The sequence below is a fragment of the Christiangramia echinicola DSM 19838 genome, assembly GCF_000423065.1.
In the GTDB taxonomy this organism is placed as follows: Bacteria; Bacteroidota; Bacteroidia; order Flavobacteriales; family Flavobacteriaceae; genus Christiangramia; species Christiangramia echinicola.
The window spans coordinates 77090-101703 of sequence record NZ_AUHG01000018.1 but is presented as its reverse complement, the minus strand read 5'-3'; the positions used below and the strand labels follow the sequence as shown (position 1 = coordinate 101703).

Below are 24614 nucleotides of genomic sequence, written 5' to 3'. Positions count from 1 at the left end.
AAATTTACATTTTTATCAAAAGAACTTCCTAATGCTTATGGATAATTTAAGAAAAGGCTTCCCTGTACTGGAGCAGTATACCTATTTAAATACAGCAGCAACCGGATTATTACCTGAAAAAGTCTGGGAATTCCGCCAGGATCATGATATGGATTACTTCCTTAAAGCCAGTATTCTGAAAGAGAAAATGGGGGATATGTTAACCGGAGTAAGGGAAACGGTTGGAGAGTTCTTTAACTGTGCACCAAACCGGGTTGCATTAATACCAAATTTCTCCTATGGATTCAACAGTATTTTAGAAAGTATTGATAAACCGAATAAAGCTCTTTTGATCGAAAATGATTACCCTTCGATAAACTGGGCCGTAGAATCCCGGGATTTTGAGGTGGTTTACGCCGATATGAATGAAGATCTAGAGGCTAATATTATTGAAAAAATCGAAATTGAAAAGCCTCACTTCTTTGCTTTTAGTATCGTTCAATATATCAATGGGGTCAAACTGAGCTTGGATTTTTTAAAGAAACTTAAAGAAAAGTTTCCGGAATTGATCCTGATTGCCGACGGTACCCAGTATTTCGGAACTGAAAAATTCAATTTCGATGAGTCTGGAATAGATATCGCTTTGAGTAGTGGTTATAAGTGGATGAGTGCGGGATACGGAAATGGTTTTATGCTTTTCAATGAAAGTGTACAGGGAAAACTCTCTCCAAAACATCTTGGATTTGGTTCACTTCAGGGAAAGTATAAGGCCCATGAAGGTAATTTTATCGGGAAATTTGAACCAGGACATTATGATACCCTTAATTTTGGAAGTTTAAAAGTTGCAATTGAGCATATTCAAAAAATTGGTATAGATACGATCTCAGATCAGGTAAGCACACTCAAGGAAATTGCCAGGCAACGATTTATAAAGGCCGGTCTCCTGGAAAAATGGATCGCAGAACGCAAGGATTTTTCTCCATTATTCAATATTAAGGGGAATGACAGTCTATTTGGGGATCTAAAAGGCAAGGATATTATTACATCCCTGCGAGGGGAGGGGATAAGGGTGAGCATGCACTATTTTAATACCGAAAAAGATCTGAATCAACTATTTAAAGCCTTGAATATTTAAAGGTTCGGGGAATATTTCACATCAATTTTTACTTAATTTCTGCAGAAAAAATTTAGAATAACGTTTTCGTATTTTCAAGTCTTCTATAAATTCCCGGAAATATTTCGATATTCGAAAAAATAACTATAACCTTCTGATTGTTATTGTTTTATACTGTTTTATTATTTTAATTTGAAGCATGAATTATTAAAAAAGAATAGTCATGTCAATTACAAAACAGTACCTTAAATCTAAACCAGAATGTAAGATCACTTTTTGTGTTCCTGCAAAAGAAGCGCATAAAGTTGAAGTAGCTGGGGATTTTAATAGTTGGGAGTTATCTGAGTTGAAAAAATATAAGAATGGTAATTTTAAAGGTCAGTTCAATGTGCCGGTAGACCAAAAATATCAATTTAGATATATCATAGACGGGCAGTGGATAAATGAGGCCGAAGCTGACGGGTATCAGTGGAATGATTTTGCAGCGGCTGAAAATAGCGTTCTGGAAGTTTAGTTCTTATTCCGGTTTCTTATTTCACTGAATAGAATTATTCCGTGACTTTTACTCCTTTCCAAAAGGCTACATAATTCTCGATGGGTTTTGCGGCATAGCTTGCCTCTGGATAATACCAGGCAGCATCTTCATTTATTTGCCCATCAATTTCTATGTGAAAGTAAGATGCCTTTCCTTTCCATGGACATCTGGTGTTGGAGTCACTCGATTTCAAATATTTATCTTTAACATCTTCCATGGGGAAATAATGATTATTCTCCACGATCCTTGTATTTGAGCTTTCAGCGATAATGGTGTTATTCCATATGGCTTTCATGAGGTTGTAATTTAGAAATTATTGTCTTCTAAATATATAATTTTTATAGCAGTTTTCCTTGTCCCCAAAGGACTTCTCTACACTTAGACCGGCTTCATCTGCGAGCCATTTTACTACAGAATCATCATATTTCTGGGAGATCTCGGTATGAATCGTTTCCCAGGCGTCAAAGTGTATCTGTAGGTCTAATTTTTTAATATTAACCTCCTGGACCTTCTTGCTCACCAAGAAGCTTTTAGCGGTCCCGGTTTCAGGATCATAGGTCTCCCAATGCAAAAAGTTGTTCAGGTTGAAATCACCATCTAGTTCAGAATTTATTCTTACCAGTAAATTTTTATTGAAATCTTCTGTGATTCCAGAGGGATCATTATAAGCATCCAGTATTTTCTGCGGGTGTTTTTTCTGATCAAATCCCATAAAAAGCATGTCTTCAGGACTCATAGCGTTGCGAATATTGTTTAAGAAATCTACCGCATCTTTATGTGATAAATTACCAATATTGCTGCCTAAAACAAGGATCACTTTTTTACGACTGTTATATTCTGAAAGTTTTTCCAGGGTTTTAAAGTAGGTTCCCTGTTGCACTTTTACGCTGGCTTCCGGGATCTCTTCTTTTAGCGAGTTCTCTAATTCATCCAGTACATTCTGACTTATATCTACCGGTAGGTAATCGAAATTATATCCTTTCTCTACCATCTCCTTCAATAGGATCTTGGTTTTTTTCCCGTCACCGGCACCGAGTTCAATTAGATCAAAGCCATTTTCACTGCTAAAGGAATCGGCAATATTTTCAGCATTTAACTTTAGGATATCAAATTCACAAGATGTCAGGTAATATTCCGGCATATCCATGATCTTTTGAAATAGCTTATCGCCATTTTTATCATAGATATATTTCGACAATAGAAATTTAGGATCACTATTTAATCCTTTATAAGTGTCCTCGGCAAATGCAGAATCAAAAGTTATTTCTGGAGCGTTTTTCATTTAGATATTGAATTATTTTACCAGTCTAAAGCCTGTAAATTGCCATCTGAGCTGTGGATGAAAGAAATTTCTATAGGTTGGGCGGGTGTGATTCCTGGAAGTAGCAACTGAACCACCTCTAAGAACTTTTTGATTTACCATGAACTTACCATTGTACTCGCCAAGGGCACCTTCAGGTTTCTGGTAATTTGGATAAGGAGAATATGCACTCTCGGTCCATTCCCATCTACTTCCCCAATCAAATTTTTCCTGGGCTGTTTCCCATTCCTCTTCTGTTGGTAATCTCATACCTTTCCATTGAGAAAAGGCAAATGCTTCATAGTAAGAAATATGGGTGACTGGAGCTTCAGGTTCTAATCTTTTTAATCCGTTTAAGGTAAATTGATGCCAGTTATTATCAATTTTATGCCAGTAAGAAGGACAATTTATTTTATTATCGTTGATCCAGTCCCAGGCTTCTGCGTGCCATAAAAGTACATCTTCATAACCACCGTCATCTATAAATTCAATAAACTCCCTATTGGTTACTAACTTATTAGAAATATTGAATTCACACAGATACTTCTTGTGAACTCCTTTCTCATTGTCATAACAGAAGTCATCAGATTTATGCCCAATCTCATAAACTCCTTCCGGAATATTTATCCATTTATTTTCAAAATCCTGGATGATATTCTCTCTGAACTCATCATTGTATTTTGGTAATAAAGGATTATTCCCGAGTATATATTTTATATCTGTATACAATAATTCCTGGTGCTGTTTTTCATGATGACAACCAATTTCGATAACTTCCAGAGCTTCATCGTCCAGGCTGTTATTAGTCATTAGATCTATTATAGCGGAAGTTACAAATTCCCTGAAGTCATAGATCCAGGCCACGGTAGGTCGGGATAAATTCCCGCGGTTAGTTCTTATAACCTTGTCGCCTACACTTTCGTAGTAGCTATTAAAAACATAAGCTGTATTCTTATCGAATAACTTATGATCTGAAGCATATTTTTTAAGTATAAATTCCTCAAAGAACCAGGTGGTATGGCCTAAATGCCATTTAGGTGGAGATACATTTTCTATTGGCTGTACTACATAATCTTCGGTTTCCAGATAAGAACAGATCATCTCTGAATCTGCCCTGGTTTCTTTGAATAGTTGAAGTAGTTCCTTTTGTGAAAGCATAAAAAAAGAGTGATACGTTTAGGTATCACTCAAATTTACAATTTTTTAAAAACGACATTGCTAATCAGTCGTTAAGGTCGAGTTAAATATAACCTGTCTAGAAATTGATAGGGATGGTATATTTAATCGCTCTTGGTTTACCTGCAAGTTTCCCTGGAGTCATCTCTGGTATGGATTCCATTAGCCTTTTAGCTTCCTTATTTAGTACTGGGGATTTTCCATCTACAGAATTCACCACAACCTTACCTTCTTCATTCACTTTCATGGAAACGGTTGCTTTGCCTCGAATCCATTCTCCTTCGGAATTCTTTGAATACTTAATATTTTCCTTTATGTGCTGCATTAACATTTTATTGAAACAGGCTTTTTTGTCACTACTGTCTTCACAACCCTTCCAGACAGGAGCAACCTCTTTAGAACTAACTTTATTGCCTTTTACTTCATCCTGTGCAAAACCGGTAAATCCGATTAACATCACCACAATAATTAATAACTTCTTCATAATATTAATACCATTTTATTAGTTTAATTATACCGCAACCTTTGCTTTTATTCCCGGATGCGGATCGTAATCCTTCAATATAAAATCTTCAAATTTAAAATCAAAAATATTTTTTACTTCAGGGTTCATTTCCATCGTTGGCAGTGGTTTTGGATCTCTGCTCAATTGTAGGTTTACCTGTTCCATATGATTATTGTAGATGTGTGCATCTCCAAAAGTATGTATAAAATCACCTGCCTCGTAACCGCAAACCTGTGCCATCATCATGGTAAGCAGTGCGTAAGATGCAATATTGAATGGAACTCCTAGAAATATATCAGCGCTTCTTTGGTATAACTGGCAGGATAGCTTTCCATCAGCTACATAAAACTGAAAAAATGCATGGCAGGGTGGAAGTGCGGCTTTTCCGTTTGCAACATTTTCTGAAAATGACACCGATGTATCTGGTAAAACCGATGGATTCCATGCTGAAACCAGCATTCTTCTACTATTAGGATTAGTTTTTAAGGTTTCAACGATCTCTTTGATCTGGTCTATTTCTTCACTATTCCAGTTTCTCCATTGATGGCCATAAACCGGCCCAAGATCACCATTTTCATCTGCCCATTCATTCCAGATCCTTACCCCATTCTCCTTAAGATAATCGATATTGGTGTCACCTTTAAGGAACCATAGTAGTTCATGAATAATAGATTTAAGGTGAAGTTTTTTAGTGGTGACCATCGGGAAACCTTCACTAAGATCGAAACGCATCTGGTAACCAAAAACACTTTTTGTTCCTGTTCCTGTGCGGTCCCCTTTTTGAGCTCCGTGTTCTAATACATGTTTAAGAAGATCGTGGTATTGTTTCATTGAAAGGCAGTTTTGTTCGGAAAAAACCTGAAAATTAATTCCAATAAAAATAACAAAACAGCTAAAAACTGAAGACTAATTTCCTGCAGAATAGATAATAGTTATCAACTTTGTTTCAACGACATTAGATTAATCATCACAATCTATCGCGCATCTGTCGGCATGGTAGGCATTGCGTTCTCCCATGGGCCTTTGTTGGCCAATCGTAGTGTCGTATCTCGTTTGATGTTCCATTTCAGAATTTATCTCAGCACCCATCAAAACGATGAAAGCAGTCAAGAAAAGCCAAAGCATCAAAATGGCAACTGCAGCGAAACTTCCGTATAAATCATCATAACTACCAAAATTGCTTACATACCAGGAAAATAGCATGGAACCTGCGAGCCATAATCCCGTACCCAGAATTGCTCCCCAGCTTACCCATCTAAAACGCGGACTTCTTCTATTTGGTGCAATTTTGTATACCATACTTAAAGACGTGATGAGGATTACGCCAAGGATTACCCAACGTAACCAGGTGAGAGTTTTTTCTAATGCCGAGGGTAAACTTAATTTATCAATTAGCAGTGGAAAAAATATTACAATAAGTAAGCTTATTAATCCCAGAACAAGTCCGCAAAGGGTAAATAGAAGTGTGATAAGATTTTTCTTGAAAATATTTCTATTGTCAAGTTCGTCATAGGCTATGTTTACGCCCTGGAATAATGCATTAGTCCCTTTATTTGCACTCCATATACTTATAAGAAGACTTATAAATAGTCCCCAGCCAATTTCTTTTTTGGATTGTTTAATTACAGGATCTAAAATATCTGAGATCATTCCAAATGCCTTTTCAGGTAAAATGAGATTTAATCTGGAAATCTGTTCTTCGATTTGGGAAGGCTCTAATATAAAGCTGTAAATAGATATTGCAGCTACAATAGTAGGGAAAATTGACAGGAAAAAATAAAAAGCTACACCGGCAGAAACTATCTGTACATGGTCTACTTTCATTTCATGCCAAACACGCTTACCGATATCTAACCAGCCTTTGATTGGGATCTGGTGTGGCCATTGAGCCTCCTCACCACGGTAGACAGGATTTTTTAATTTTTCCTTCATTCTAAAATTGCCATGAGATAAAACAATCAGCTGTTTTCAAATAAGAAAAAAGCTAACAGGCAATTTAGGGCTTATCTGAAATCTAAAAGAAGATGAAATTAGAAAGTTTTCTAAAAATTTGGAATCAGATTTAATCTTAACCTATGATCATTCCAGCGATGGTTGCGGAAAGCAGGGAAGCCAAAGTACCTCCAATTAATGCTTTCATTCCAAATTCTGAAAGGGTCTTTCTCTGTCCCGGGGCTAGCGATCCAATTCCACCAATCTGGATACCAATCGATGCAAAATTCGCAAAACCACAAAGCATATAAGTAGCCATGATCACAGATTTCTCATAGTTCAGGCTCAATGCATTTGCTGGGTTCTTAAGATCTGCTAATTGTACATAACCAACGAATTCACTTGCTGCTAGTTTAATACCCAGCAACTGGCCCATTAGCATCATATCTTCTTTAGCAACTCCAATCACATACATTAATGGTGCGAAAATGATTCCAAGAATAGATTCTAGTGAAAATTTGGAATATGGAGTATATTCGGCCATAAGAGCGTTAAGGCTGGTTAATCCACCTATATATCCAAGAATGTAATTTATCATGGCGATAAAAGCGATAAAAACAAGCAGCATCGCAGCAACGTTGGCGGCAAGCTTTAAACCTTCAGTTGTACCATTAGCGATAGCATCAAGGATATTAGAACCAATCTTTTCTGAAGAAACTTCTACATCTGTATTAACTCCTTCCTGTTGAGGATAAAGAATTTTAGAAACTACGATTGCACCAGGCGCAGCCATAACAGATGCCGCAAGCAGGTGTTTCGCGAATTGTAATCTTAAAGCAGGATCATCTCCGCCCAGGAATCCTATATAGGCGGCGAGTACACCTCCGGCGACCGTGGCCATACCACCTATCATAACCAGAAGAATTTCAGATCTGGTCATTCTTTCCAGATATGCTTTGATCATAAGCGGGGCTTCAGTTTGTCCCAGGAATATATTTCCGGCTACACTTAAACTTTCAGGTCCAGAAATTCCAAGTAATTTAGTTAACACCCATGCCATACCTTTTACAACTATCTGAATCACCCCAACATAGAATAATACAGAAGTAAGAGCCGAGAAAAATATGATCGTTGGTAGAACCTGGAATAAGAATATAAATCCAAAGCTGTCCACATCCATCATTCCACCGAGTAAGAATTCACTACCCGCAGCCGTAAAATCAAGGATTAGAACGAATATATTTCCAACAAATTCAAATACGTTTTGAACAACCGTGATCTTTAATACTCCTATGGCTAATACCAACTGGGCTGCAATTCCAAGGCCAACAGTTTTCCAGTTTATTGCTTTGCGGTTACTGCTAAAAAGAAATGCGATGATAAGCAATACCATCATTCCAATAATACCCCGAATTAAGCTGGAAGTACTAATACCAGCACTCGGGATCATTTTCTTAGCCGTTTTGGCTGGAATAACATCTTCTACACTTTGATCTTTAACCTTGAGATTTATAATGGTTCCTTTAGAAGAGATAGCCATTGTGGAATCTGAAAGTGCAGATACTCTTAAATTCTGGATAGTGTCTTTTGGAGAATTGTAGAATAGAACAAGGAGTTTGTTTTGGTAAAGGTAATCCCCCGAAGCAAGGGTATCGTTCCCATTTTTGTTTAAAAATTCAAACCGACCTTCTTTAAAATTTAATTCAGATGCATTTCCATAAAACTGGTCCTGCTGGGAAGTGTCCGTTGAGGGATCAAGTTGCCAGTTTTTAGAAATAGTTTGAGCTGAGGCTGATGTAATAGATATTACAATCAGGAATAGGCAACACCAGATTTTGTTCATTTCGGGTTATTTTCTTTTAGAAATTTCGTCCCTGATACGGGCCGCTTTTTCATAATCTTCCTGACTAACAGCTTGAGAGAGTAATTCTTTTAGTTCTTCCAGGGACATTTTTTTGTAATCTGAAGTATCTTCAGGTTGCAGATCTATTTCTTCCTTTAGAAGTTCTTCCTCAATAATCTCTTCTTCCTCTTTTTCTTCCTGCTCTCGCTGTTTTTCTTCGGCCTTTAAATAAATCCCGGCTTTGTCAAGAATATTTTTATAGGTGAATATTGGTGCATCGAATCTTAGTGCCAATGCAATAGCATCACTGGTGCGGGCGTCAATTATTTCTTCAATCCCATCTCTTTCGCAGATGAGACTGGAATAAAATACACCATCAACCAGTTTATGAATTATAACCTGTTTTACAACGATCTCAAACCTATCTGAGAAGTTTTTAAATAGATCATGTGTAAGCGGTCGGGGAGGTTTAATCTCTTTCTCCAAAGCTATCGCAATTGATTGTGCCTCGAATGCTCCGATCACAATAGGCAATTTACGTTCACCCCCAACTTCATTGAGGATCAATGCGTAAGCTCCGTTTTGTGTTTGACTATAAGATATTCCCTTAATGTTCAGTCGCACTAAACTCATACTTCAGTAAAATTAAAAAGGCTGTCTAAAATAAGGACATTTACCATATTTAGACAGCCCCTTTATGGGTCGCAATTTATGAAAATTATGCGTTTTTCTCTTTAAATTCCTTCAATTTTTCATTTAGCTTAGGTACTATCTCAAAGGCATCACCAACAACTCCATAATCTGCGGCCTTAAAGAAAGGTGCTTCAGGATCATTGTTAATTACCACTTTTGTTTTAGCAGCATTAATTCCGGCTAAGTGCTGGATAGCTCCTGAAATACCTACAGCGATATATAAATTTGAAGCTACCGGTTTACCGGTTTGTCCTACGTGTTCGCTGTGAGGTCTCCATCCCATGTCACTAACCGGCTTGGAACAAGCCGTAGCGGCGCCCAGGATATCGGCCATTTCTTCGATCATTCCCCAGTTTTCAGGACCTTTAAGTCCACGTCCACCAGAAACAACAACTTCGGCATCGGCAATAGTCACCTTATTGGTTGCTTTATCTACAGACTCTACATTTACTGAAAAATCTTCTTCTGAAAGATTCGGACTGAATTCTTCGGCCGCAGCATCTCCCTGAACTTCTTTAAGGCCGTAAGCATTTTTAGATAATCCAATCACTTTTACATCTGTAGATATCTTAGTGAAATTGAATGCTTTATTAGTAAAAGCAGTTCTTTTAACTGTAAAAGGATCTGTGCTTTCTGGCAGAGCAACTACATTCGAAGCATAACCTGCTTCAAGTTGAACTGCTAATAATGGAGCAAGATATTTACTGTTTGCGCTCTGGCTAAGTACAACAACTTTGCTGCCTTCTTTTTCAGCCGCTTGTTTTACTGCATCTGAATAAGCTTCAGCATTAAAATTCTTTAGCTTTTCGCTATTGACATTTAATACCTTATCCACTCCATATTTTCCTAATTCTGAAACATCCCCTGCATTAAACGCAATTGCAGTAACAGATGTTCCCATCTTTTCTGCAACTCCTTTTGCATAAGAAGCAACTTCATAGGAAGCCTTCTTGAATTTTCCTTCTTCTGATTCTATATATACTAAAATTGACATTTTCTTCTGATTTTTAAATTTTGAAATTCTTTTAGATACCTAAATAATAAATTAGATAGCTTTCGCTTCATTGTGAAGAAGATCTATCAACTCATCAAGATTATCAGGATCTACCAGTTTAACGTCTCCTTTAGGAGCTGGTTTTTCAAATTTAACAGCTTCGGTCTTGGTAGAAGTGTCGGCAGGTTCAACCACATTCAATGGTTTCTTACGTGCCTGCATGATCCCTCTCATGTTAGGTATACGAAGATCACTTTCTTCAACCAGTCCTTTTTGTCCGCCGATCACTAATGGAAGAGAAGCGGTTAAAGTTTCTTTACCACCATCTATTTCACGTATAGCTTTGGCGCTATCACCATCAACTTCAAGACTAATACAATTATTTATAAAGTTAGCTTTCAAAAGCTGCGCTAACATTCCCGGCACCATTCCTCCATTATAATCAATAGATTCTCTACCCGCAATTACTAGATCATACCCTCCATCATTAACGATTTTAGCAAGTTCTTTAGCTACCTGGTATCCGTCATTTGCAGGAGTATTTACTCTAATAGCGGTGTCTGCACCAATAGCAAGAGCCTTTCTAAGTGTTGGCTCTGTTTCAGCTCCTCCTATATTTACAACATCTACACTGGCGCCTTGTTTTTCTTTAAACCACATTGCTCTGGTAAGACCAAATTCATCATTAGGGTTTATCACAAATTGAACACCATTGGTGTCAAATTTAGTGTCTCCGTCTGTGAAATTGATTTTCGATGTAGTATCAGGTACATGACTAATACATACTAAGATTTTCATATATAAAGTTCTTTTTTTAATAAATCGTTTTCGTTGACGAAGATAAGTATTTTAAATCGAAAAATGCTATGCATGCATAATAAAATTGACTAAAAAATTGCGGGTAATTTTAAGTAATAATTAATCTTTTGTACTTAATCTGAATTAAAGTTCATAATAACCTGCCAAAAAACGAGATTTTTCTTAAAGTGGGTTTTTGGTCCTTAAAATTTAATCAGCAAATATGGTATATACCTATATGAATTACTATTTTTGCTGTGCAGTAAATTAAATTAAGAAATTATATAATGAGGACAATTCAATTTAGAGAAGCCGTTGCAGAAGCGATGAGCGAAGAAATGCGTCTGGACGACAGCATCTATTTAATGGGAGAGGAAGTTGCTGAATATAATGGAGCTTATAAAGCTTCTAAAGGAATGCTAGACGAATTTGGTCCTGATAGAGTTATAGATACTCCAATCGCAGAACTTGGTTTCGCAGGGATTGGTGTTGGATCGGCGATGAATGGCAACAGACCTATCATTGAATTCATGACCTTCAACTTTTCTCTTGTTGGTATTGACCAGATCATTAATAACGCTGCCAAAATGCGCCAGATGAGTGGTGGGCAATTCAATATTCCTATCGTATTTCGTGGTCCTACGGGTTCTGCGGGGCAGTTAGGTGCTACACACTCTCAGGCATTTGAAAGCTGGTATGCAAATACTCCGGGACTTAAAGTAATAGTTCCATCTAATCCTTATGATGCGAAAGGCCTATTAAAAGCCGCTATTCGTGATAACGATCCGGTGATCTTTATGGAAAGTGAGCAGATGTATGGAGATAAAGGAGAAGTGCCAGAAGAGGAATATGTTATCGAAATTGGTAAAGCCGATATAAAAAGAGAAGGTAGTGATGTAACTATCGTTTCTTTTGGAAAAATTATCAAGGAAGCATACAAAGCTGCTGAGCAATTGGCTGAAGAGGATATCTCCTGCGAGATCATCGATCTTAGAACGGTACGTCCTATGGATCATGATGCAATTCTTGAATCGGTTAAGAAAACTAACCGTTTGGTGATCCTTGAAGAAGCATGGCCTTTTGGAAATGTTGCGACAGAAATTACATACCAGGTACAATCTAAAGCATTTGACTATTTAGATGCTCCAATTGTAAAACTTAATACTGCCGATACTCCGGCACCATATTCACCAGGTCTTTTACAGGAATGGTTGCCAAATAGCGACGATGTTGTTAAAGCTGTGAAAAAGGTAATGTATAAGTAACCTGAATCAACTTATCTTTGAAACTTCATCTTTTCGATGAAGTTTTTTTTTATCCAATAATGAGCAAACAATCCTACTTACTTTTAATATTTATTCTTAGTCTGAATTTTATTCAAGCTCAAACCAAGGTTGGTGGAGTAGTGAATGATAATTCCGGAGAAACAGTTCCTTTCGCAAATGTTGTATTTGCTAATTCAACCAGTGGAACAACAACTAATGAAGACGGGGAGTTCTATCTGCAATCTGATGGTAATTATGACACCCTACTTATTTCCTTTATTGGATATGAAACCAAGAAGATACCATTAAAGGCTTCTGTAAATCTCGAAATGAATATCACTCTGGAGGAAGCGGCCTCCACACTTGATGAGGTAGTTATTTACAGGGGAAAAACTTCCAAAAAGAATAACCCTGCCATAGATATACTGAAAAAGGTTTGGGAGAATAGAAGAAGCAATGGAGTTAGAGCTTTTGATCAATATTCTTATAAGGAGTATGAAAAACTTGAATTCGATATCAATACCATAGACAGTACGCTGATTAAAAGCAGGATCTTCAATGGTATGGAATTCATTTTTGATTATGCAGATACCAATAACGTCACAGGTAAAACATATTTACCGATGTTTATTAATGAATCTATAAATAAGGTTTACGGCGATAATCTTCTTAATGAAGAGAAAGAGGTGTTGCTGGGGAATAAGAATTCAGGATTTGAACAGAACAGGAATCTTATAGATTATGTAAAGGACATATATGACGATTATGATATTTACAAAAACTACATCAAATTTTTTGATAAGAGTTTTGTAAGCCCGGTTTCAACTACAGGAATAGATACCTATAATTATGTATTGTCAGACAGTGCCTATGTAGATAATAAGTGGTGCTATAATATTGTTTATTATCCCCGTCGTGAAAATGAACTCACCTTTAAAGGAGATTTCTGGGTGAATGATACTACCTGGGCGGTGAAGAATATCAATCTAGAAACAACAAAAGATGTAAATATTAACTGGATAAAGCAGGTTTATATAGAACAGGATTTTGATGTATTGAATGATTCTGTGTTCTTAATTACAAGGGACTTTTTTATGGCTGATTTTGCCTTGAATAAGAAAAAAGGTTCCAGAGGAGTTTATGCGAAAAGAACACTTCTTTATGATGAATATGAATTTGATAATAAAAGACCTGCATCCTTTTATCAACAACCAGTTTACAATCCTCAATCACAGGCCTACAATCGAAGCGAGCAATTCTGGTCTGAAAATCGTCTGGAAGAATTAAATGAAGACGAGGAAGGAATTTATGTGATGCTGGACAGTCTCACCAAAACTAAAGCTTTCAATAGACTTTATGACATAGCTACAATTGTGCAATCTGGTTATGTGGAGTTTGATGGCTGGGATTACGGGCCGGTTTATTCTACTTTCGGTTTTAATGATGTTGAAGGGGTGCGTACCAGGTTTGGCGGGCGAACTTATTTTGGACAAAATGATCCATGGAGAATTGAAGCTTATGGAGCTTACGGTTTTAAAGATCAGAAATTTAAATATGGTATCTCCGGTAAAGTACTGCTGGATCATAAATCCAGGCTTATAATTGGTGGAGGTAATCGCAGGGATGTTGAGCAATTGGGGACGAGTTTAACTAATTCTACAGATGTGCTTGGACGAAGTCTTGCCTCTTCTTCATTATTAAATGTTGGCGATAATGATAAATTGAGTTCAATAAACTTAAGTGTTTTTGCGGTGGAATTGGAGCCGCTTAAGAATTTTACGGTTCGGGTAGCCGCAAATTATAGAGAGCTAAAACCGGCATCTCCAGAATTCAGTCTGGATTATTATGTAGATGAAGAAAGAACAATTATAGATTCTGAGATCAATCAAACCGAATTTTCCACCATTCTCACCTGGATGCCCGGAAGAAAGGTTTCTGGCTACGGAGTGGAAAGGAATATAGTGAACGAAGAAGATTTTCCAACCCTGTTTCTAAATTATAGTCTAGGGGTAAAGGATGTTTTTAAAAGTGATTTTAACTATAAAAAACTTCAATTTTTCTACAATCAGCCATTATTGATTGGTGGCTTTGGTCGTTCTAATGCAAGCCTGGAAGCCGGGAAGACATTTGGAGCAGTGCCTTTAGGACTTCTTAGTGTGGTGCCTGGAAACCAGACGTACTTCGCTCTGTATAATACTTTTCCAACACTGGATTTTTACGAATTTGTAACAGATTCTTATTCGGCAATTCACCTGGAGCATAATTTTAATGGAAGATTATTTTCTCGAATTCCGCTTTTGCGAGAATTAAATTTGCGGGAAATGATTGGTTTTCGTGCGGTTTATGGAGATATATCTGAAGAAAGCAAAAGGATTGATGCCTCTGGTTTACCTCTGGTCGCACCAAACTCAGATCCGTTTTATGAGTACAGTTTCGGAATCGGGAATATTCTTAAAGTAATGCGATTTGATGTGCATTTTAGAGGTAATTATTTTGATAACCCAGATGCCAGATCCATGGCTTTTACAATAGACTTCGGTTTTCACTTTTAGTTAATGATTTAAAGATCAGAAATAACTATATTTGCACCCCTTAATTTTAATGAAAAGAAAAAAGAAAAATGTCTGATACTTTTGATGTATTGATCGAGATCCCAAAAGGGAGTAGAAATAAATACGAATATGATTTTGAACTGAAAAAAGTTCGTTACGATAGGATGATCTTCTCTTCGATGATGTATCCTGCAGATTATGGTTTTATTCCTAATACTTTAGCACTGGATGAAGATCCACTAGATGTACTTGTACTGGTTTCTGAACCTACGTTCCCGGGGATTGTGATGGAAGTTAAGCCTATTGGTGTTTTTCATATGGCCGATGAAAAAGGACCTGATGAAAAGATCATCTGTGTACCGGTTTCAGATCCTATCTGGAATAGATTAAATGACCTGAAAGAATTGAACGGTCACATGATCAAAGAGATCGAACATTTCTTTAAAGTTTATAAAGATCTTGAGAAGAAAAAGGTTGATACAGGTGATTTCGGCGACGCTAATGAAGCACGGGAAATTATAAGACAATGTGTGGAGCGATTTGAGAATTATGAAGGTGATAAATCACGCTTCGGTATATAATCATAAATATTATCCATATATATTGAGATATTAAAAGCAATAACCTTAAAAAGTTATTGCTTTTTTAATTGTTGTCAATTTTACTACATTAGCTGGCATTAATAAATAATTAACAAATTAACCTAGCTAATTTATGGAAGCAATAATGATTTATATGCCTGCGGCGCTGGCAATAATCGGACTCATTTATATGTGGGTCAAAAGATCCTGGGTGATGAAACAGGACTCCGGCGACGGAAAAATGAAAGAAATTTCAGCTCACATCTATGAAGGGGCGCTCGCCTTTTTAAAAGCAGAATATAAGTTATTAACCCTTTTTGTGATTGGTGCCAGTATTGCATTGGCTGCAATCGCTTATTTTGTTCCTACTACACATTATTTAATTATAGTAGCATTTATCTTCGGAGCATTCTTTTCTGCACTTGCAGGAAATATGGGAATGAAGATCGCAACCCAAACGAATGTAAGAACTACCCAGGCTGCCAGAACCAGTTTACCAAAAGCACTTAACGTGTCCTTTGGAGGTGGTACAGTTATGGGACTTGGAGTGGCCGGTTTAGCCGTTTTGGGTCTTACCGGATTCTTTATTTTGTTCTTTCACTATTTTATGGGAGGCGAATGGACTAATACAGACCAAATGACCATCGTGCTGGAAACCCTTGCAGGATTCTCTCTTGGAGCAGAGTCTATAGCACTTTTCGCTCGTGTGGGTGGTGGTATTTATACCAAAGCTGCCGATGTAGGAGCAGATCTTGTAGGTAAGGTGGAAGCTGGAATTCCTGAAGATGACCCTCGTAACCCGGCAACTATTGCAGATAATGTAGGAGATAATGTTGGTGACGTTGCAGGAATGGGAGCCGACCTTTTTGGTAGTTATGTAGCCACAGTTCTTGCGGCCATGGTTCTTGGAAATTATATCATCAAAGACATGGGAGGTGATATTACCTCTGCAGGTTTCGGTGGTATAGGCCCAATTCTATTGCCAATGGCTATTGCCGGTGTTGGAATTATCATTTCGATCATAGGAACTTTACTGGTTCGTATTAAATCTAATGACGCCAAAGAATCTGAAGTACAGAAAGCTTTGAATATCGGTAACTGGGTATCTATTATCCTTGTAGCCATTGCCAGTTACTTCTTAGTGACCTGGATGTTACCATCAGAACCTATGACCATGGGATTCTTTGTTGGTGGTCAGGAAGGTTTTGAAATGAAATCTATAAGTTCACTTAATGTATTCTACGCCTCTTTAGTGGGGATAATTGTTGGTGGAGTGATATCTGCAGTTACTGAATATTATACTGGATTAGGTAAAAAACCTGTGATGAGCATCGTTCAGAATTCCAGTACAGGTGCCGCAACGAATATAATCGCCGGACTATCAACCGGGATGATCTCTACATTCTTTTCTATTTTATTATTCGCTGCAGCAATCTGGGCATCTTATGCCTTTGCAGGATTCTACGGTGTTGCGTTGGCTGCTTCTGCAATGATGGCAACAACTGCTATGCAATTAGCTATTGATGCATTCGGGCCAATTGCAGATAATGCAGGTGGTATTGCTGAAATGAGCGAATTACCTTCAGAAGTTCGTGAAAGAACAGATATTCTAGATTCCGTGGGAAATACAACAGCGGCAACTGGAAAAGGATTTGCGATCGCATCTGCAGCATTAACCTCATTAGCGCTATTTGCGGCCTATGTAACTTTTACAGGAATTGACGGGATTAACATCTTTAAGGCTCCTGTCCTGGCAATGTTATTCGTTGGGGGGATGGTGCCGGTGGTATTCTCTGCCCTTGCTATGAGTTCTGTAGGGAAAGCGGCCATGCAAATGGTAAGAGAGGTAAGAAGACAGTTTAAAGAAATTCCAGGTATCATGGAAGGGACAGGAAAACCTGAATATGATAAATGTGTGGCTATTTCTACGGAAGCTGCGCTGAAAGAAATGTTATTACCTGGTGTAATTACTATCGGGTTTCCTATTGTAATCGCCTTTCTGCCAATGTTGTTTGGATACGAAAATGTTCTTATCGCCGAAATGCTGGGAGGCTATATGGCCGGAGTAACGGTTAGTGGTGTGTTATGGGCTATTTTTCAGAATAATGCTGGAGGGGCATGGGATAATGCTAAGAAATCATTTGAAGCCGGGGTAATGATTAATGGGGAAATGACTTATAAAGGATCTGATGCTCATAAGGCTGCTGTAACTGGTGATACTGTTGGAGATCCGTTTAAAGATACCTCGGGACCTTCTATGAACATCCTTATTAAGCTAACCTGTCTTATAGGTCTGGTGATCGCCCCGATTCTGGGAGGACATACAGAAGGGGATATTCCAAATCTGGAAGAAACGGTTATGCTTGCTAAACAGGATGAAGATGCAAAAATAATTTCTAAGGAAGTAAAGATTGAAACAAATACTGAAAATGATAAGGTAGTGGCTTACGTAGTCGTAACTAAATCTAATGATGGTGAAACCTATACTGAAACTTTTGATTTTGAAGGATCAGAGCTGGAGGTTCAGAAGCAGATAGATGCTCTGAAATAGCAGGATTCAGTTAATTATAATGAAAATCTCCGCCAGCCAAGGTGGAGATTTTTATTTTATGCAATAGGAAATTTCATAACTCCGGTATTATTCATTTCAACAATATTGCTTTTGATTTTATGTTTATGTGCAAGCAATAATTCCCTCACCAAAGCGTGATTAATAACTGATAAATACTTGGCGTATTGTTTTAAACATTTCTGTTCTCTGCGATGAAAATCAGAAAACCTGTTTTTCATTTTGTACTTTAGATATAGCTGGGATAACTCACATTTTTTTCTCTTATAAAATGAAAGCATTTTAGGATCTGGAATGGGCGAAATTTCTTTTTTCAACAGTTCGATCCGCTCCTCTATTTCTTCAATAAAAGTAATTTTCTGTGCGTACAATTGGCGATAGAAATTTTTTAAGATCAACCTATTTTCATTTGTATAGGCGATCTTATACATAAACGCACTTTTGTAATTTCTGATTCTTAATTTTTCAAGTAATTCGATAGTTTTCTTCTTCTGACCAAATTGCATAACTCTACCTCCTCCAACATTTAAGTTTGAATAAAAATTTCACGAATTTAGTTAGTTATAAAAATATAAGTGGAAGAAAAAAAATGCCAGATTATTAACTTTTTTAACCAGATATTTTGGTAATTCTTAAGACTCTTTATGGTCTTAGATTTTAGATCTACTATAAGCAAAGGCTTTAGGGAATTACAGATTTTCATTTTCTTAAAAAAGTCTTAATATTTAATCCTGGCTGGTTAAAATCTGGTTAATCTGAAATCCTATTCTATTAATGGTTCTTCAAAACTCGTAGCTTTAATATTGAAAATCAAAACTCTAAAATTATGGCTAAAGATCATGGACCTAGAATTAAGAATGATGAGCAATACGAGAAACTTGTTGATGAAGGAATGAGTAAGGAAAAGGCTGCAAGGATCTCTAATGATCCGAATTCAGGAAAAAAGGGAGGAAAGGCAGAAAAATATGAGGAAAGGACCAGGGAAGAGTTGTATGAGAAAGCCAGAGAGATTGGAATAGAAGGTAGAAGCGATATGTCTAAAGATCAATTAATAAAGGCGCTTAGAAACCATTAATATGAGGTCGATCTGGAATGGTTCAATTAGTTTTGGTTTGGTTTCCATACCAATCAAAATGTACTCGGGGTCTGAAGACCGTAAACTTGATCTTGATATGTTAGATCGCCGGGATAATGGTAAAATTAGATATAAACGTGTAAATGAAGACACTGGTAAGGAGGTTGAGTGGAAGGATATAGTGAAGGGCTTTAAGAAGGACGAGGATTATGTGATTCTGGAAAAGGAAGATTTTGAAGCCGCCAATATGAAGAAAAGTAAAACCATTGATATCGAAGAATTCATTGAAGAGTCTGCCGTTGCTGATGTGCTTTTCAAGAAGCCGTATTTTCTGGAACCTCAGAAAGAAGGTGGAAAATCTTATAATCTACTTCGTGATGCTCTCAAAAAGACAGAAAAATTAGGAGTCGCTACCTTTGTAATGCGTCAAAAAGAACACCTAAGTCTGGTAGGAGTGTATGAAAATACCCTGGTCTTACATGTGATTCGATTTGAAGATGAGATCAGGGATCCTGGAGAATTGAAATTATCTAAATCTAAGGTTACAAAAAAAGAAGTGGACATGGCTATTTCCTTGATTGACCAATACACTACAGCATTTGATTTTTCAAAATATAAGGACGTCTATAATGATCAATTAATGAAAATTATTGATTCTAAAGCGACCGGGAAGAAACCGAAGAAAGAAGACTTTGATAGCAAACCAACTCCTGCTAAAGATCTTATGGCTCAGTTAAAAGCCAGTCTTGAAAAGAAGAAAAAAGGTAAAGCCTCCTGAAAATGGCCTTAGAAGACTACATCAGGAAAAGGGATTTTGATAATACTCCGGAGCCTCCTGCTGAAATAAATAATGAAAACAAGGGCCGTTTTGTAATTCAGAGACATAAAGCCAGCCGTCTACATTACGATCTTCGTCTTGAAATTGATGGAGTTCTAAAAAGCTGGGCTGTTCCCAAAGGCCCGTCCATGAACCCTTCAGATAAGCGACTCGCTATACAAACCGAAGATCATCCCATTAAATATCTAAATTTTGAAGGCACAATTCCAAAAGGTAATTATGGTGCCGGAGTGATGAAAATATGGGATTCTGGAACCTTTAAGTCCGGGATCAAAAAGGAATTATTAGATCAACTTGAAGAAGGTAACCTGAAGATCATTCTTTCTGGTACAAAATTAAAAGGGGAATTTGCACTGGTACGCACAAAGAGAGGCGATGACCAGAAGCAGTGGTTGTTGATAAAAAAGAAGGATAAATACTCTACAGATCTTAACTATGATGCAGAGTCATATTCATCTTCATCCAGTGCCACATTAGAGGGTAAGGTAAGGAAGTTAAATCCAGGAGATCCGGTTAAGCCTATGCTGGCCACAACTGCAAAGAAAATTTTCAATAAACCGGATTGGATCTACGAATTAAAATGGGATGGTTATAGATTGATCGCAAACATTCAGAATTCTAAAGTTTCTATTCACTCCCGTAACGGAATTTCCTATAATTCTAAATTCCCGAACCTCGTAAAGGACCTGGAACTAATTCCTCATGATGTGATTCTGGATGGGGAAGTGGTAGTACTTGATAAAAATGGATTGCCAATATTTCAGGAACTTCAGAATTATAGTTCCTCTACAAATGGCAGCCTGAAATTTTTTGTTTTTGATATGCTTTATCTCAATGATCATAGTATGCTGAATTTACCATTGATCGAAAGAAAAAGTTTAATTCCAGAAGTACTTGAGGATACAGTTATAACCGAATATTGCGATCATATCGAAGGAATGGGGATTGCCTTTTATGATAAAGCTATTGAGGCCGGGATGGAAGGTGTGATCGCGAAAAAATCAGATTCTATTTATTCACCGGGTTATAGGAGTGAGAGCTGGTTAAAGATAAAAGCTCACGAGAGTATGGAGACCCTTATTTGTGGATTTACAGAATCTAAAGGTTCAATTTTTGGCTCCCTCATTCTAGGCGCTAAAAAGGAAGGAAAGCTTCAATATATTGGCAATTGTGGCACCGGATTTTCAAACGCTGAGCAGAAAAAGCTACTCGGAAAAATGCAAAAACTGGAGGTTGAAAAATGTCCATTTAATAAGAAGCCAAATTTGAAAGGTAGAAAGCCTACCTGGGTCTCTCCGGAACTAATTTGCGAAGTAATATTTTCAGAATGGACCAAAGCAGGCCTTATGCGTCATCCTGTTTATAAAGGTTTAAGGGAAGATAAATTTCCGCAGGAGATCAAAGCAGACACGGAAACTATAAAGCAAGTAAAGAGCAAATCTACGGGGTCAAATTCATTAGAAATAGATGGCATCAGAGTGAATTTCACAAATCTGGAAAAAGTCTACTGGCCAGATTCCGGTTTGAGAAAATATGATCTCATAGATTATTATTTAAAAATTTCAGAATATATTCTTCCATACCTCAAAGACAGACCACAAAACCTGCATCGACATCCCAATGGGATTAACAAAACCGGATTCTATCAGAAGGATAATGAAGGCTTACTGGAAAAATGGATCGAAACAATTAAGATCCATTCAAAATCTTCAGATAAAGATATTGAATATATGCTTTGCCAAAATGAGGCAACCCTATTATATATGGCGAATTTAGGCTGCATTGAGATCAATCCATGGAGCTCTCGTATACAGGATCTGGATAAACCAGATTATACGGTAATAGATCTGGACCCTTCAGATAAAAATTCTTTTGAAGAAGTAATTGAAGTAGCGCAGATCACCCGGGAAATATTAGACACTGCAAAGATAGAGGCCTATTGCAAGACTTCAGGATCCAGCGGACTTCATATTTATATTCCATTAGCTGCTGAATACACCTATACTGAGGCAAGAGATTTTACAAAGCTTATTTGCTATTTCATTCAGGAACGGTCGAAGGATTTAACCAGTATGGCCAGGGCGGTAAAGAGTAGAAAGGGTAAAATTTATCTGGATTATCTTCAGAATAGGAGAGGACAAACTTTGGTTTCTCCATATTGCGTAAGACCTCGTAAAGGCGCCCCGGTATCTGCTCCTTTAGAATGGAATGAATTAAAACCTGGGTTAAAGATCACTGATTTTAATCTTCAAAATATGCCTGAAAGATTGAAACAAAAGGGAGATCTATTCAGTAAGGTTTTAAAAAATAAATTAGACATGGAAGCTTCCCTGGAAAGGCTAAATAGCCTGTAGATATTAAATGTTTTATAAAACTGGCAGCTATTTTCAAGCTTTTTCAGAATAAAAAGTAAATTGAGAAAAACCACCAGTCTTAATGCGTAAACGTTTTAAAAAAGTATTGGGCAGATACAAAAATCTGGATCAGGTTTATGTGTTGCCTTATAGAAGTTATGGTACTTATTCACATTTATATGTAAAAGGTCGTGTCCTGGATAATGAACCTTTGCATATTGTAAAAGACCAGTCTATTTGGAGAACCATAAAAAATACATGGAAACAATTTGACAGTTTTGAGGTTCCCGATGCAAAAATGCAATTGATCCTGCGGGATAAATTAAATCTAACCGGAACTACAGATGATGAAGGGTACTTCCTTTTTGATAAAACTATAGAGGAGAATTTATCTGAACATGCCAATGAGGAAGGCTGGCTGGAGTATGAGGTTTATTATAGAAATGAACTGGCTCCCAGGACCGAAATTATAGATGATCCTGCCATTGGGGAATTTCTGGTACCACAGATAGATGCAGAATACGGAGTGATTAGTGATATAGATGATACAATCTTACAGACAGGAGTAACTTCTTTTTTAAAACTTCGCCTGTTAAAAAATTCTCTATTAACTAACGCCTACGAAAGGATTCCCTTTAAAGGCGCGCCAGACCTTTATCAAAAATTACATAACGGTAGGGGTGGAGCATCTAAGAATCCAATTTTCTATTTGAGTAATAGCCCCTGGAATTTATATGAGTATTTGAAATTATTCCTGGATCATAATGGCTTTCCAAAAGGGCCAATTTTACTTAGAGATTTTGTAACACCATTCGATAGATCTTTAAAGCCTGAGAAGCCTCATAAACAGAAAGAGATCACCAATATTCTTAAGACTTATCCCGATATGAAATTTATATTAATTGGAGACAGCGGGGAGCACGATGCAAGTATTTATACAGATATTGCTGCTCAATATTCAGACAGGATAATGGCTATTTATTTACGAAGTGTAAAGCACAAAAAGCAAATGGAGAGGGTGAGGAGTTTGATCGATAATTTTGATACCGTACCAGTTTTACTGGCAGAAAACTCTAATGAAGCTGAAAAACACGCCCGGGAGAATGGCTTTATAAAGTAGCCTAAAAGATATATGAACAAAAAGATCGCGAAATTTTTGGGATCTTTTCTATTTAATGTGAATGTACTTTAACTAGGATCTATACTTGTTCCTACTGCGGCACGTTGACTATTAGGTGCTTTTCTAGGCATTGTTCTAAAGATATGGTCCCATAATGGAGACGACACTCCAAACGCTCTGTCTGACTCTCTGTAGTGGTGAATACTATGGTGATGCCATAATATTTTGAGAAAGTTATTTGGTACTTTGAATGCATGAACCGAATAGTGCACGGCTAGATAACCAGCATAACCAATTAAAAAACCAGCAAGAAAACCAAATACATAGTCACCCAAAACCGCTCGATATATAATGAATAATACCGTGGCGATCACCAAACTAAGTACCGGAGGCATAGCTAGTCTTGACTTATCTTTTGGGTAATCATGATGCACACCGTGCATGGTATAAGATAATTTCTGCTTTTTAGGAGTAGTTGCAGGTATATGGTATAAATACCTGTGCATTACATATTCAATAAAAGTGAAAAAGAATAATCCTGCAAGGAAAAGCCCTATCATAGCCGGAGCTTCAAAACCTTTTTCTATGATTCCGTAATAAACCAGCGCTATAGATATCACTCCAAAAATTATCAATGGTAGTGATATATGCGTATGCGTTAATTTTTCTAATATAGGATTGTCAAACAACTTTGGTGATCCCTTATGTTTTGGTCTTTTTAATTTCGTTGATTCCATAATGCCCTTTCTTTTAAAAAAGTCCGTGTAACTCCCCGTCGATCCTGTTAATAATATCTCCGAGATCTTCAGGATTATCTACAAAGTTAATATTATCTACATCAATTATTAATAAATTTCCTTTGTCGTAATTATGAACCCAGGCTTCATATCTTTCATTCAGCCTGCTTAAATAATCAATTGAGATCGTATTTTCATAATCCCGACCTCTACTATGAATTTGCTGGACCAGGTTAGGAATACTGCTTCTTAGATAAATAAGAAGATCCGGACCCTGCACCACACTTTCCATTAGATCGAATAGTGATTTATAATTTTCAAAATCTCTATTGGTCATTAATCCCATCGCATGTAGGTTAGGAGCAAAAATGTATGCATCCTCATAGATCGTTCTATCCTGAATGATCTTTTTACCACTTTCTCTAATCTGCAATATTTGTCTGAACCTGCTATTTAAAAAATAGATCTGTAAATTAAACGACCAACGTTCCATTTTGTTATAGAAGTCTTCTAAATATGGATTCTCCAGTACGTCTTCAAACTGAGGTTCCCAGTTGTAATGTTTAGCGAGTAATCTGGTTAGAGTGGTTTTTCCTGCACCAATGTTTCCGGCGATGGCTACATGCATAATTGATTTCTTAGGCTGAATTAAGG

23 protein-coding genes are annotated in these 24614 nt (G+C 37.1%); 10 read left to right on the top strand and 13 right to left on the bottom strand.

The features are described from left to right. Positions 1-31: 31 nt before the first annotated feature. Both G530_RS0114005 and G530_RS0114000 read left to right on the top strand, forming a co-directional pair. On the top strand, positions 32-1114 hold the full coding sequence (locus tag G530_RS0114005) for an aminotransferase class V-fold PLP-dependent enzyme (RefSeq protein ID WP_240472169.1): 1083 nt from the start codon (positions 32-34) through the stop codon (positions 1112-1114). A 202-nt stretch (positions 1115-1316) separates the two neighbouring features. Beyond that, positions 1317-1607, top strand: coding sequence for an isoamylase early set domain-containing protein (locus G530_RS0114000; protein WP_026935134.1), 291 nt, complete (start codon positions 1317-1319; stop codon positions 1605-1607). A gap of 34 nt (positions 1608-1641) precedes the next feature. Here the strand turns inward: G530_RS0114000 and G530_RS0113995 are convergent, their stop codons facing one another. From G530_RS0113995 to G530_RS0113950, 10 genes are all read right to left on the bottom strand, one after another. Further along, on the bottom strand, positions 1642-1923 hold the full coding sequence (locus G530_RS0113995) for a DUF427 domain-containing protein (protein WP_026935133.1): 282 nt from the start codon (positions 1921-1923) through the stop codon (positions 1642-1644). Between the two features lie 18 nt (positions 1924-1941). Next, positions 1942-2910, bottom strand: a complete 969-nt coding sequence (locus tag G530_RS0113990; protein ID WP_026935132.1) for an L-histidine N(alpha)-methyltransferase — start codon at positions 2908-2910, stop codon at positions 1942-1944. Positions 2911-2922: 12 nt separating this feature from the next. Next, positions 2923-4086 carry an ergothioneine biosynthesis protein EgtB gene (gene egtB, locus G530_RS0113985; protein WP_026935131.1) on the bottom strand — a complete coding sequence of 388 codons (1164 nt, stop codon included), beginning with the start codon at positions 4084-4086 and terminating at the stop codon, positions 2923-2925. A gap of 97 nt (positions 4087-4183) precedes the next feature. After that, a complete protein-coding gene (locus tag G530_RS0113980; protein WP_026935130.1) occupies positions 4184-4588 on the bottom strand; it encodes an energy transducer TonB in 405 nt (134 codons plus the stop codon). 27 nt (positions 4589-4615) lie between these two features. Beyond that, the gene (locus G530_RS0113975) at positions 4616-5440 is read right to left on the bottom strand and encodes a thymidylate synthase (protein ID WP_026935129.1); all 825 of its coding nucleotides are present in this window, start codon (positions 5438-5440) and stop codon (positions 4616-4618) included. 129 nt (positions 5441-5569) lie between these two features. Continuing rightward, a complete protein-coding gene (locus G530_RS0113970) occupies positions 5570-6541 on the bottom strand; it encodes a YihY/virulence factor BrkB family protein (RefSeq protein WP_026935128.1) in 972 nt (323 codons plus the stop codon). A gap of 136 nt (positions 6542-6677) precedes the next feature. Next, entirely contained in the window at positions 6678-8384 is a 1707-nt protein-coding gene (locus G530_RS0113965; RefSeq protein WP_026935127.1) for a NupC/NupG family nucleoside CNT transporter, read from the bottom strand. Between the two features lie 6 nt (positions 8385-8390). Continuing rightward, positions 8391-9017 carry a bifunctional nuclease family protein gene (locus G530_RS0113960; RefSeq protein WP_026935126.1) on the bottom strand — a complete coding sequence of 209 codons (627 nt, stop codon included), beginning with the start codon at positions 9015-9017 and terminating at the stop codon, positions 8391-8393. A gap of 85 nt (positions 9018-9102) precedes the next feature. Continuing rightward, on the bottom strand, positions 9103-10071 hold the full coding sequence (locus G530_RS0113955) for an electron transfer flavoprotein subunit alpha/FixB family protein (protein ID WP_026935125.1): 969 nt from the start codon (positions 10069-10071) through the stop codon (positions 9103-9105). A 51-nt stretch (positions 10072-10122) separates the two neighbouring features. Beyond that, on the bottom strand, positions 10123-10869 hold the full coding sequence (locus G530_RS0113950) for an electron transfer flavoprotein subunit beta/FixA family protein (RefSeq protein WP_026935124.1): 747 nt from the start codon (positions 10867-10869) through the stop codon (positions 10123-10125). 287 nt (positions 10870-11156) lie between these two features. Between G530_RS0113950 and G530_RS0113945 the strand changes: the two genes are divergently transcribed. The 4 genes from G530_RS0113945 to G530_RS0113930 all read left to right on the top strand — a co-directional run bounded on the left by G530_RS0113945 (position 11157) and on the right by G530_RS0113930 (position 17818). Beyond that, the gene (locus G530_RS0113945) at positions 11157-12134 is read left to right on the top strand and encodes a pyruvate dehydrogenase complex E1 component subunit beta (protein ID WP_026935123.1); all 978 of its coding nucleotides are present in this window, start codon (positions 11157-11159) and stop codon (positions 12132-12134) included. A gap of 59 nt (positions 12135-12193) precedes the next feature. After that, positions 12194-14686 (top strand): DUF5686 and carboxypeptidase-like regulatory domain-containing protein, encoded by a 2493-nt coding sequence (locus G530_RS0113940; protein ID WP_035716500.1) that lies wholly within the window; start codon positions 12194-12196, stop codon positions 14684-14686. A 68-nt stretch (positions 14687-14754) separates the two neighbouring features. After that, positions 14755-15267 carry an inorganic diphosphatase gene (locus G530_RS0113935; protein ID WP_011708220.1) on the top strand — a complete coding sequence of 171 codons (513 nt, stop codon included), beginning with the start codon at positions 14755-14757 and terminating at the stop codon, positions 15265-15267. A gap of 133 nt (positions 15268-15400) precedes the next feature. Beyond that, a complete protein-coding gene (locus G530_RS0113930) occupies positions 15401-17818 on the top strand; it encodes a sodium-translocating pyrophosphatase (protein ID WP_026935121.1) in 2418 nt (805 codons plus the stop codon). Between the two features lie 56 nt (positions 17819-17874). Here G530_RS0113930 and G530_RS0113925 read toward each other — a convergent pair whose 3' ends face one another. Continuing rightward, positions 17875-18267, bottom strand: a complete 393-nt coding sequence (locus G530_RS0113925; protein WP_156888640.1) for a hypothetical protein — start codon at positions 18265-18267, stop codon at positions 17875-17877. A gap of 395 nt (positions 18268-18662) precedes the next feature. Here G530_RS0113925 and G530_RS0113920 point away from each other — a divergent pair, with 395 nt between their 5' ends. The 4 genes from G530_RS0113920 to G530_RS0113905 all read left to right on the top strand — a co-directional run bounded on the left by G530_RS0113920 (position 18663) and on the right by G530_RS0113905 (position 23223). Beyond that, positions 18663-18911: a DUF7218 family protein gene (locus tag G530_RS0113920; RefSeq protein WP_026935119.1), complete on the top strand. Its 249-nt coding sequence runs from the start codon at positions 18663-18665 to the stop codon at positions 18909-18911. 1 nt (position 18912) lies between these two features. Next, complete coding sequence (gene ku / locus G530_RS0113915) at positions 18913-19689, top strand: non-homologous end joining protein Ku (protein ID WP_026935118.1); 777 nt, start codon at positions 18913-18915, stop codon at positions 19687-19689. A 2-nt stretch (positions 19690-19691) separates the two neighbouring features. Continuing rightward, positions 19692-22103: a DNA ligase D gene (ligD, locus tag G530_RS0113910; RefSeq protein ID WP_026935117.1), complete on the top strand. Its 2412-nt coding sequence runs from the start codon at positions 19692-19694 to the stop codon at positions 22101-22103. Between the two features lie 82 nt (positions 22104-22185). After that, positions 22186-23223 carry an App1 family protein gene (locus G530_RS0113905; RefSeq protein ID WP_026935116.1) on the top strand — a complete coding sequence of 346 codons (1038 nt, stop codon included), beginning with the start codon at positions 22186-22188 and terminating at the stop codon, positions 23221-23223. 68 nt (positions 23224-23291) lie between these two features. Here G530_RS0113905 and G530_RS16985 read toward each other — a convergent pair whose 3' ends face one another. Then, positions 23292-23960 carry a sterol desaturase family protein gene (locus G530_RS16985; protein WP_035716497.1) on the bottom strand — a complete coding sequence of 223 codons (669 nt, stop codon included), beginning with the start codon at positions 23958-23960 and terminating at the stop codon, positions 23292-23294. Positions 23961-23973: 13 nt separating this feature from the next. Further along, complete coding sequence (locus G530_RS0113895; protein ID WP_026935115.1) at positions 23974-24588, bottom strand: deoxynucleoside kinase; 615 nt, start codon at positions 24586-24588, stop codon at positions 23974-23976. Positions 24589-24614 lie beyond the last annotated feature (26 nt).

Bases quoted from the DNA above. Each gene is read 5' to 3' on its own strand.
- G530_RS0114005 (WP_240472169.1), top strand. From the start codon at position 32: ATGCTTATGGATAATTTAAGAAAAGGCTTCCCTGTACTGGAGCAGTAT.
- G530_RS0114000 (WP_026935134.1), top strand. From the start codon at position 1,317: ATGTCAATTACAAAACAGTACCTTAAATCTAAACCAGAATGTAAGATC.
- G530_RS0113995 (WP_026935133.1), bottom strand. From the start codon at position 1,923: ATGAAAGCCATATGGAATAACACCATTATCGCTGAAAGCTCAAATACA.
- G530_RS0113990 (WP_026935132.1), bottom strand. From the start codon at position 2,910: ATGAAAAACGCTCCAGAAATAACTTTTGATTCTGCATTTGCCGAGGAC.
- egtB (WP_026935131.1), bottom strand. From the start codon at position 4,086: ATGCTTTCACAAAAGGAACTACTTCAACTATTCAAAGAAACCAGGGCA.
- G530_RS0113980 (WP_026935130.1), bottom strand. From the start codon at position 4,588: ATGAAGAAGTTATTAATTATTGTGGTGATGTTAATCGGATTTACCGGT.
- G530_RS0113975 (WP_026935129.1), bottom strand. From the start codon at position 5,440: ATGAAACAATACCACGATCTTCTTAAACATGTATTAGAACACGGAGCT.
- G530_RS0113970 (WP_026935128.1), bottom strand. From the start codon at position 6,541: ATGAAGGAAAAATTAAAAAATCCTGTCTACCGTGGTGAGGAGGCTCAA.
- G530_RS0113965 (WP_026935127.1), bottom strand. From the start codon at position 8,384: ATGAACAAAATCTGGTGTTGCCTATTCCTGATTGTAATATCTATTACA.
- G530_RS0113960 (WP_026935126.1), bottom strand. From the start codon at position 9,017: ATGAGTTTAGTGCGACTGAACATTAAGGGAATATCTTATAGTCAAACA.
- G530_RS0113955 (WP_026935125.1), bottom strand. From the start codon at position 10,071: ATGTCAATTTTAGTATATATAGAATCAGAAGAAGGAAAATTCAAGAAG.
- G530_RS0113950 (WP_026935124.1), bottom strand. From the start codon at position 10,869: ATGAAAATCTTAGTATGTATTAGTCATGTACCTGATACTACATCGAAA.
- G530_RS0113945 (WP_026935123.1), top strand. From the start codon at position 11,157: ATGAGGACAATTCAATTTAGAGAAGCCGTTGCAGAAGCGATGAGCGAA.
- G530_RS0113940 (WP_035716500.1), top strand. From the start codon at position 12,194: ATGAGCAAACAATCCTACTTACTTTTAATATTTATTCTTAGTCTGAAT.
- G530_RS0113935 (WP_011708220.1), top strand. From the start codon at position 14,755: ATGTCTGATACTTTTGATGTATTGATCGAGATCCCAAAAGGGAGTAGA.
- G530_RS0113930 (WP_026935121.1), top strand. From the start codon at position 15,401: ATGGAAGCAATAATGATTTATATGCCTGCGGCGCTGGCAATAATCGGA.
- G530_RS0113925 (WP_156888640.1), bottom strand. From the start codon at position 18,267: ATGTATAAGATCGCCTATACAAATGAAAATAGGTTGATCTTAAAAAAT.
- G530_RS0113920 (WP_026935119.1), top strand. From the start codon at position 18,663: ATGGCTAAAGATCATGGACCTAGAATTAAGAATGATGAGCAATACGAG.
- ku (WP_026935118.1), top strand. From the start codon at position 18,913: ATGAGGTCGATCTGGAATGGTTCAATTAGTTTTGGTTTGGTTTCCATA.
- ligD (WP_026935117.1), top strand. From the start codon at position 19,692: ATGGCCTTAGAAGACTACATCAGGAAAAGGGATTTTGATAATACTCCG.
- G530_RS0113905 (WP_026935116.1), top strand. From the start codon at position 22,186: ATGCGTAAACGTTTTAAAAAAGTATTGGGCAGATACAAAAATCTGGAT.
- G530_RS16985 (WP_035716497.1), bottom strand. From the start codon at position 23,960: ATGGAATCAACGAAATTAAAAAGACCAAAACATAAGGGATCACCAAAG.
- G530_RS0113895 (WP_026935115.1), bottom strand. From the start codon at position 24,588: ATGCATGTAGCCATCGCCGGAAACATTGGTGCAGGAAAAACCACTCTA.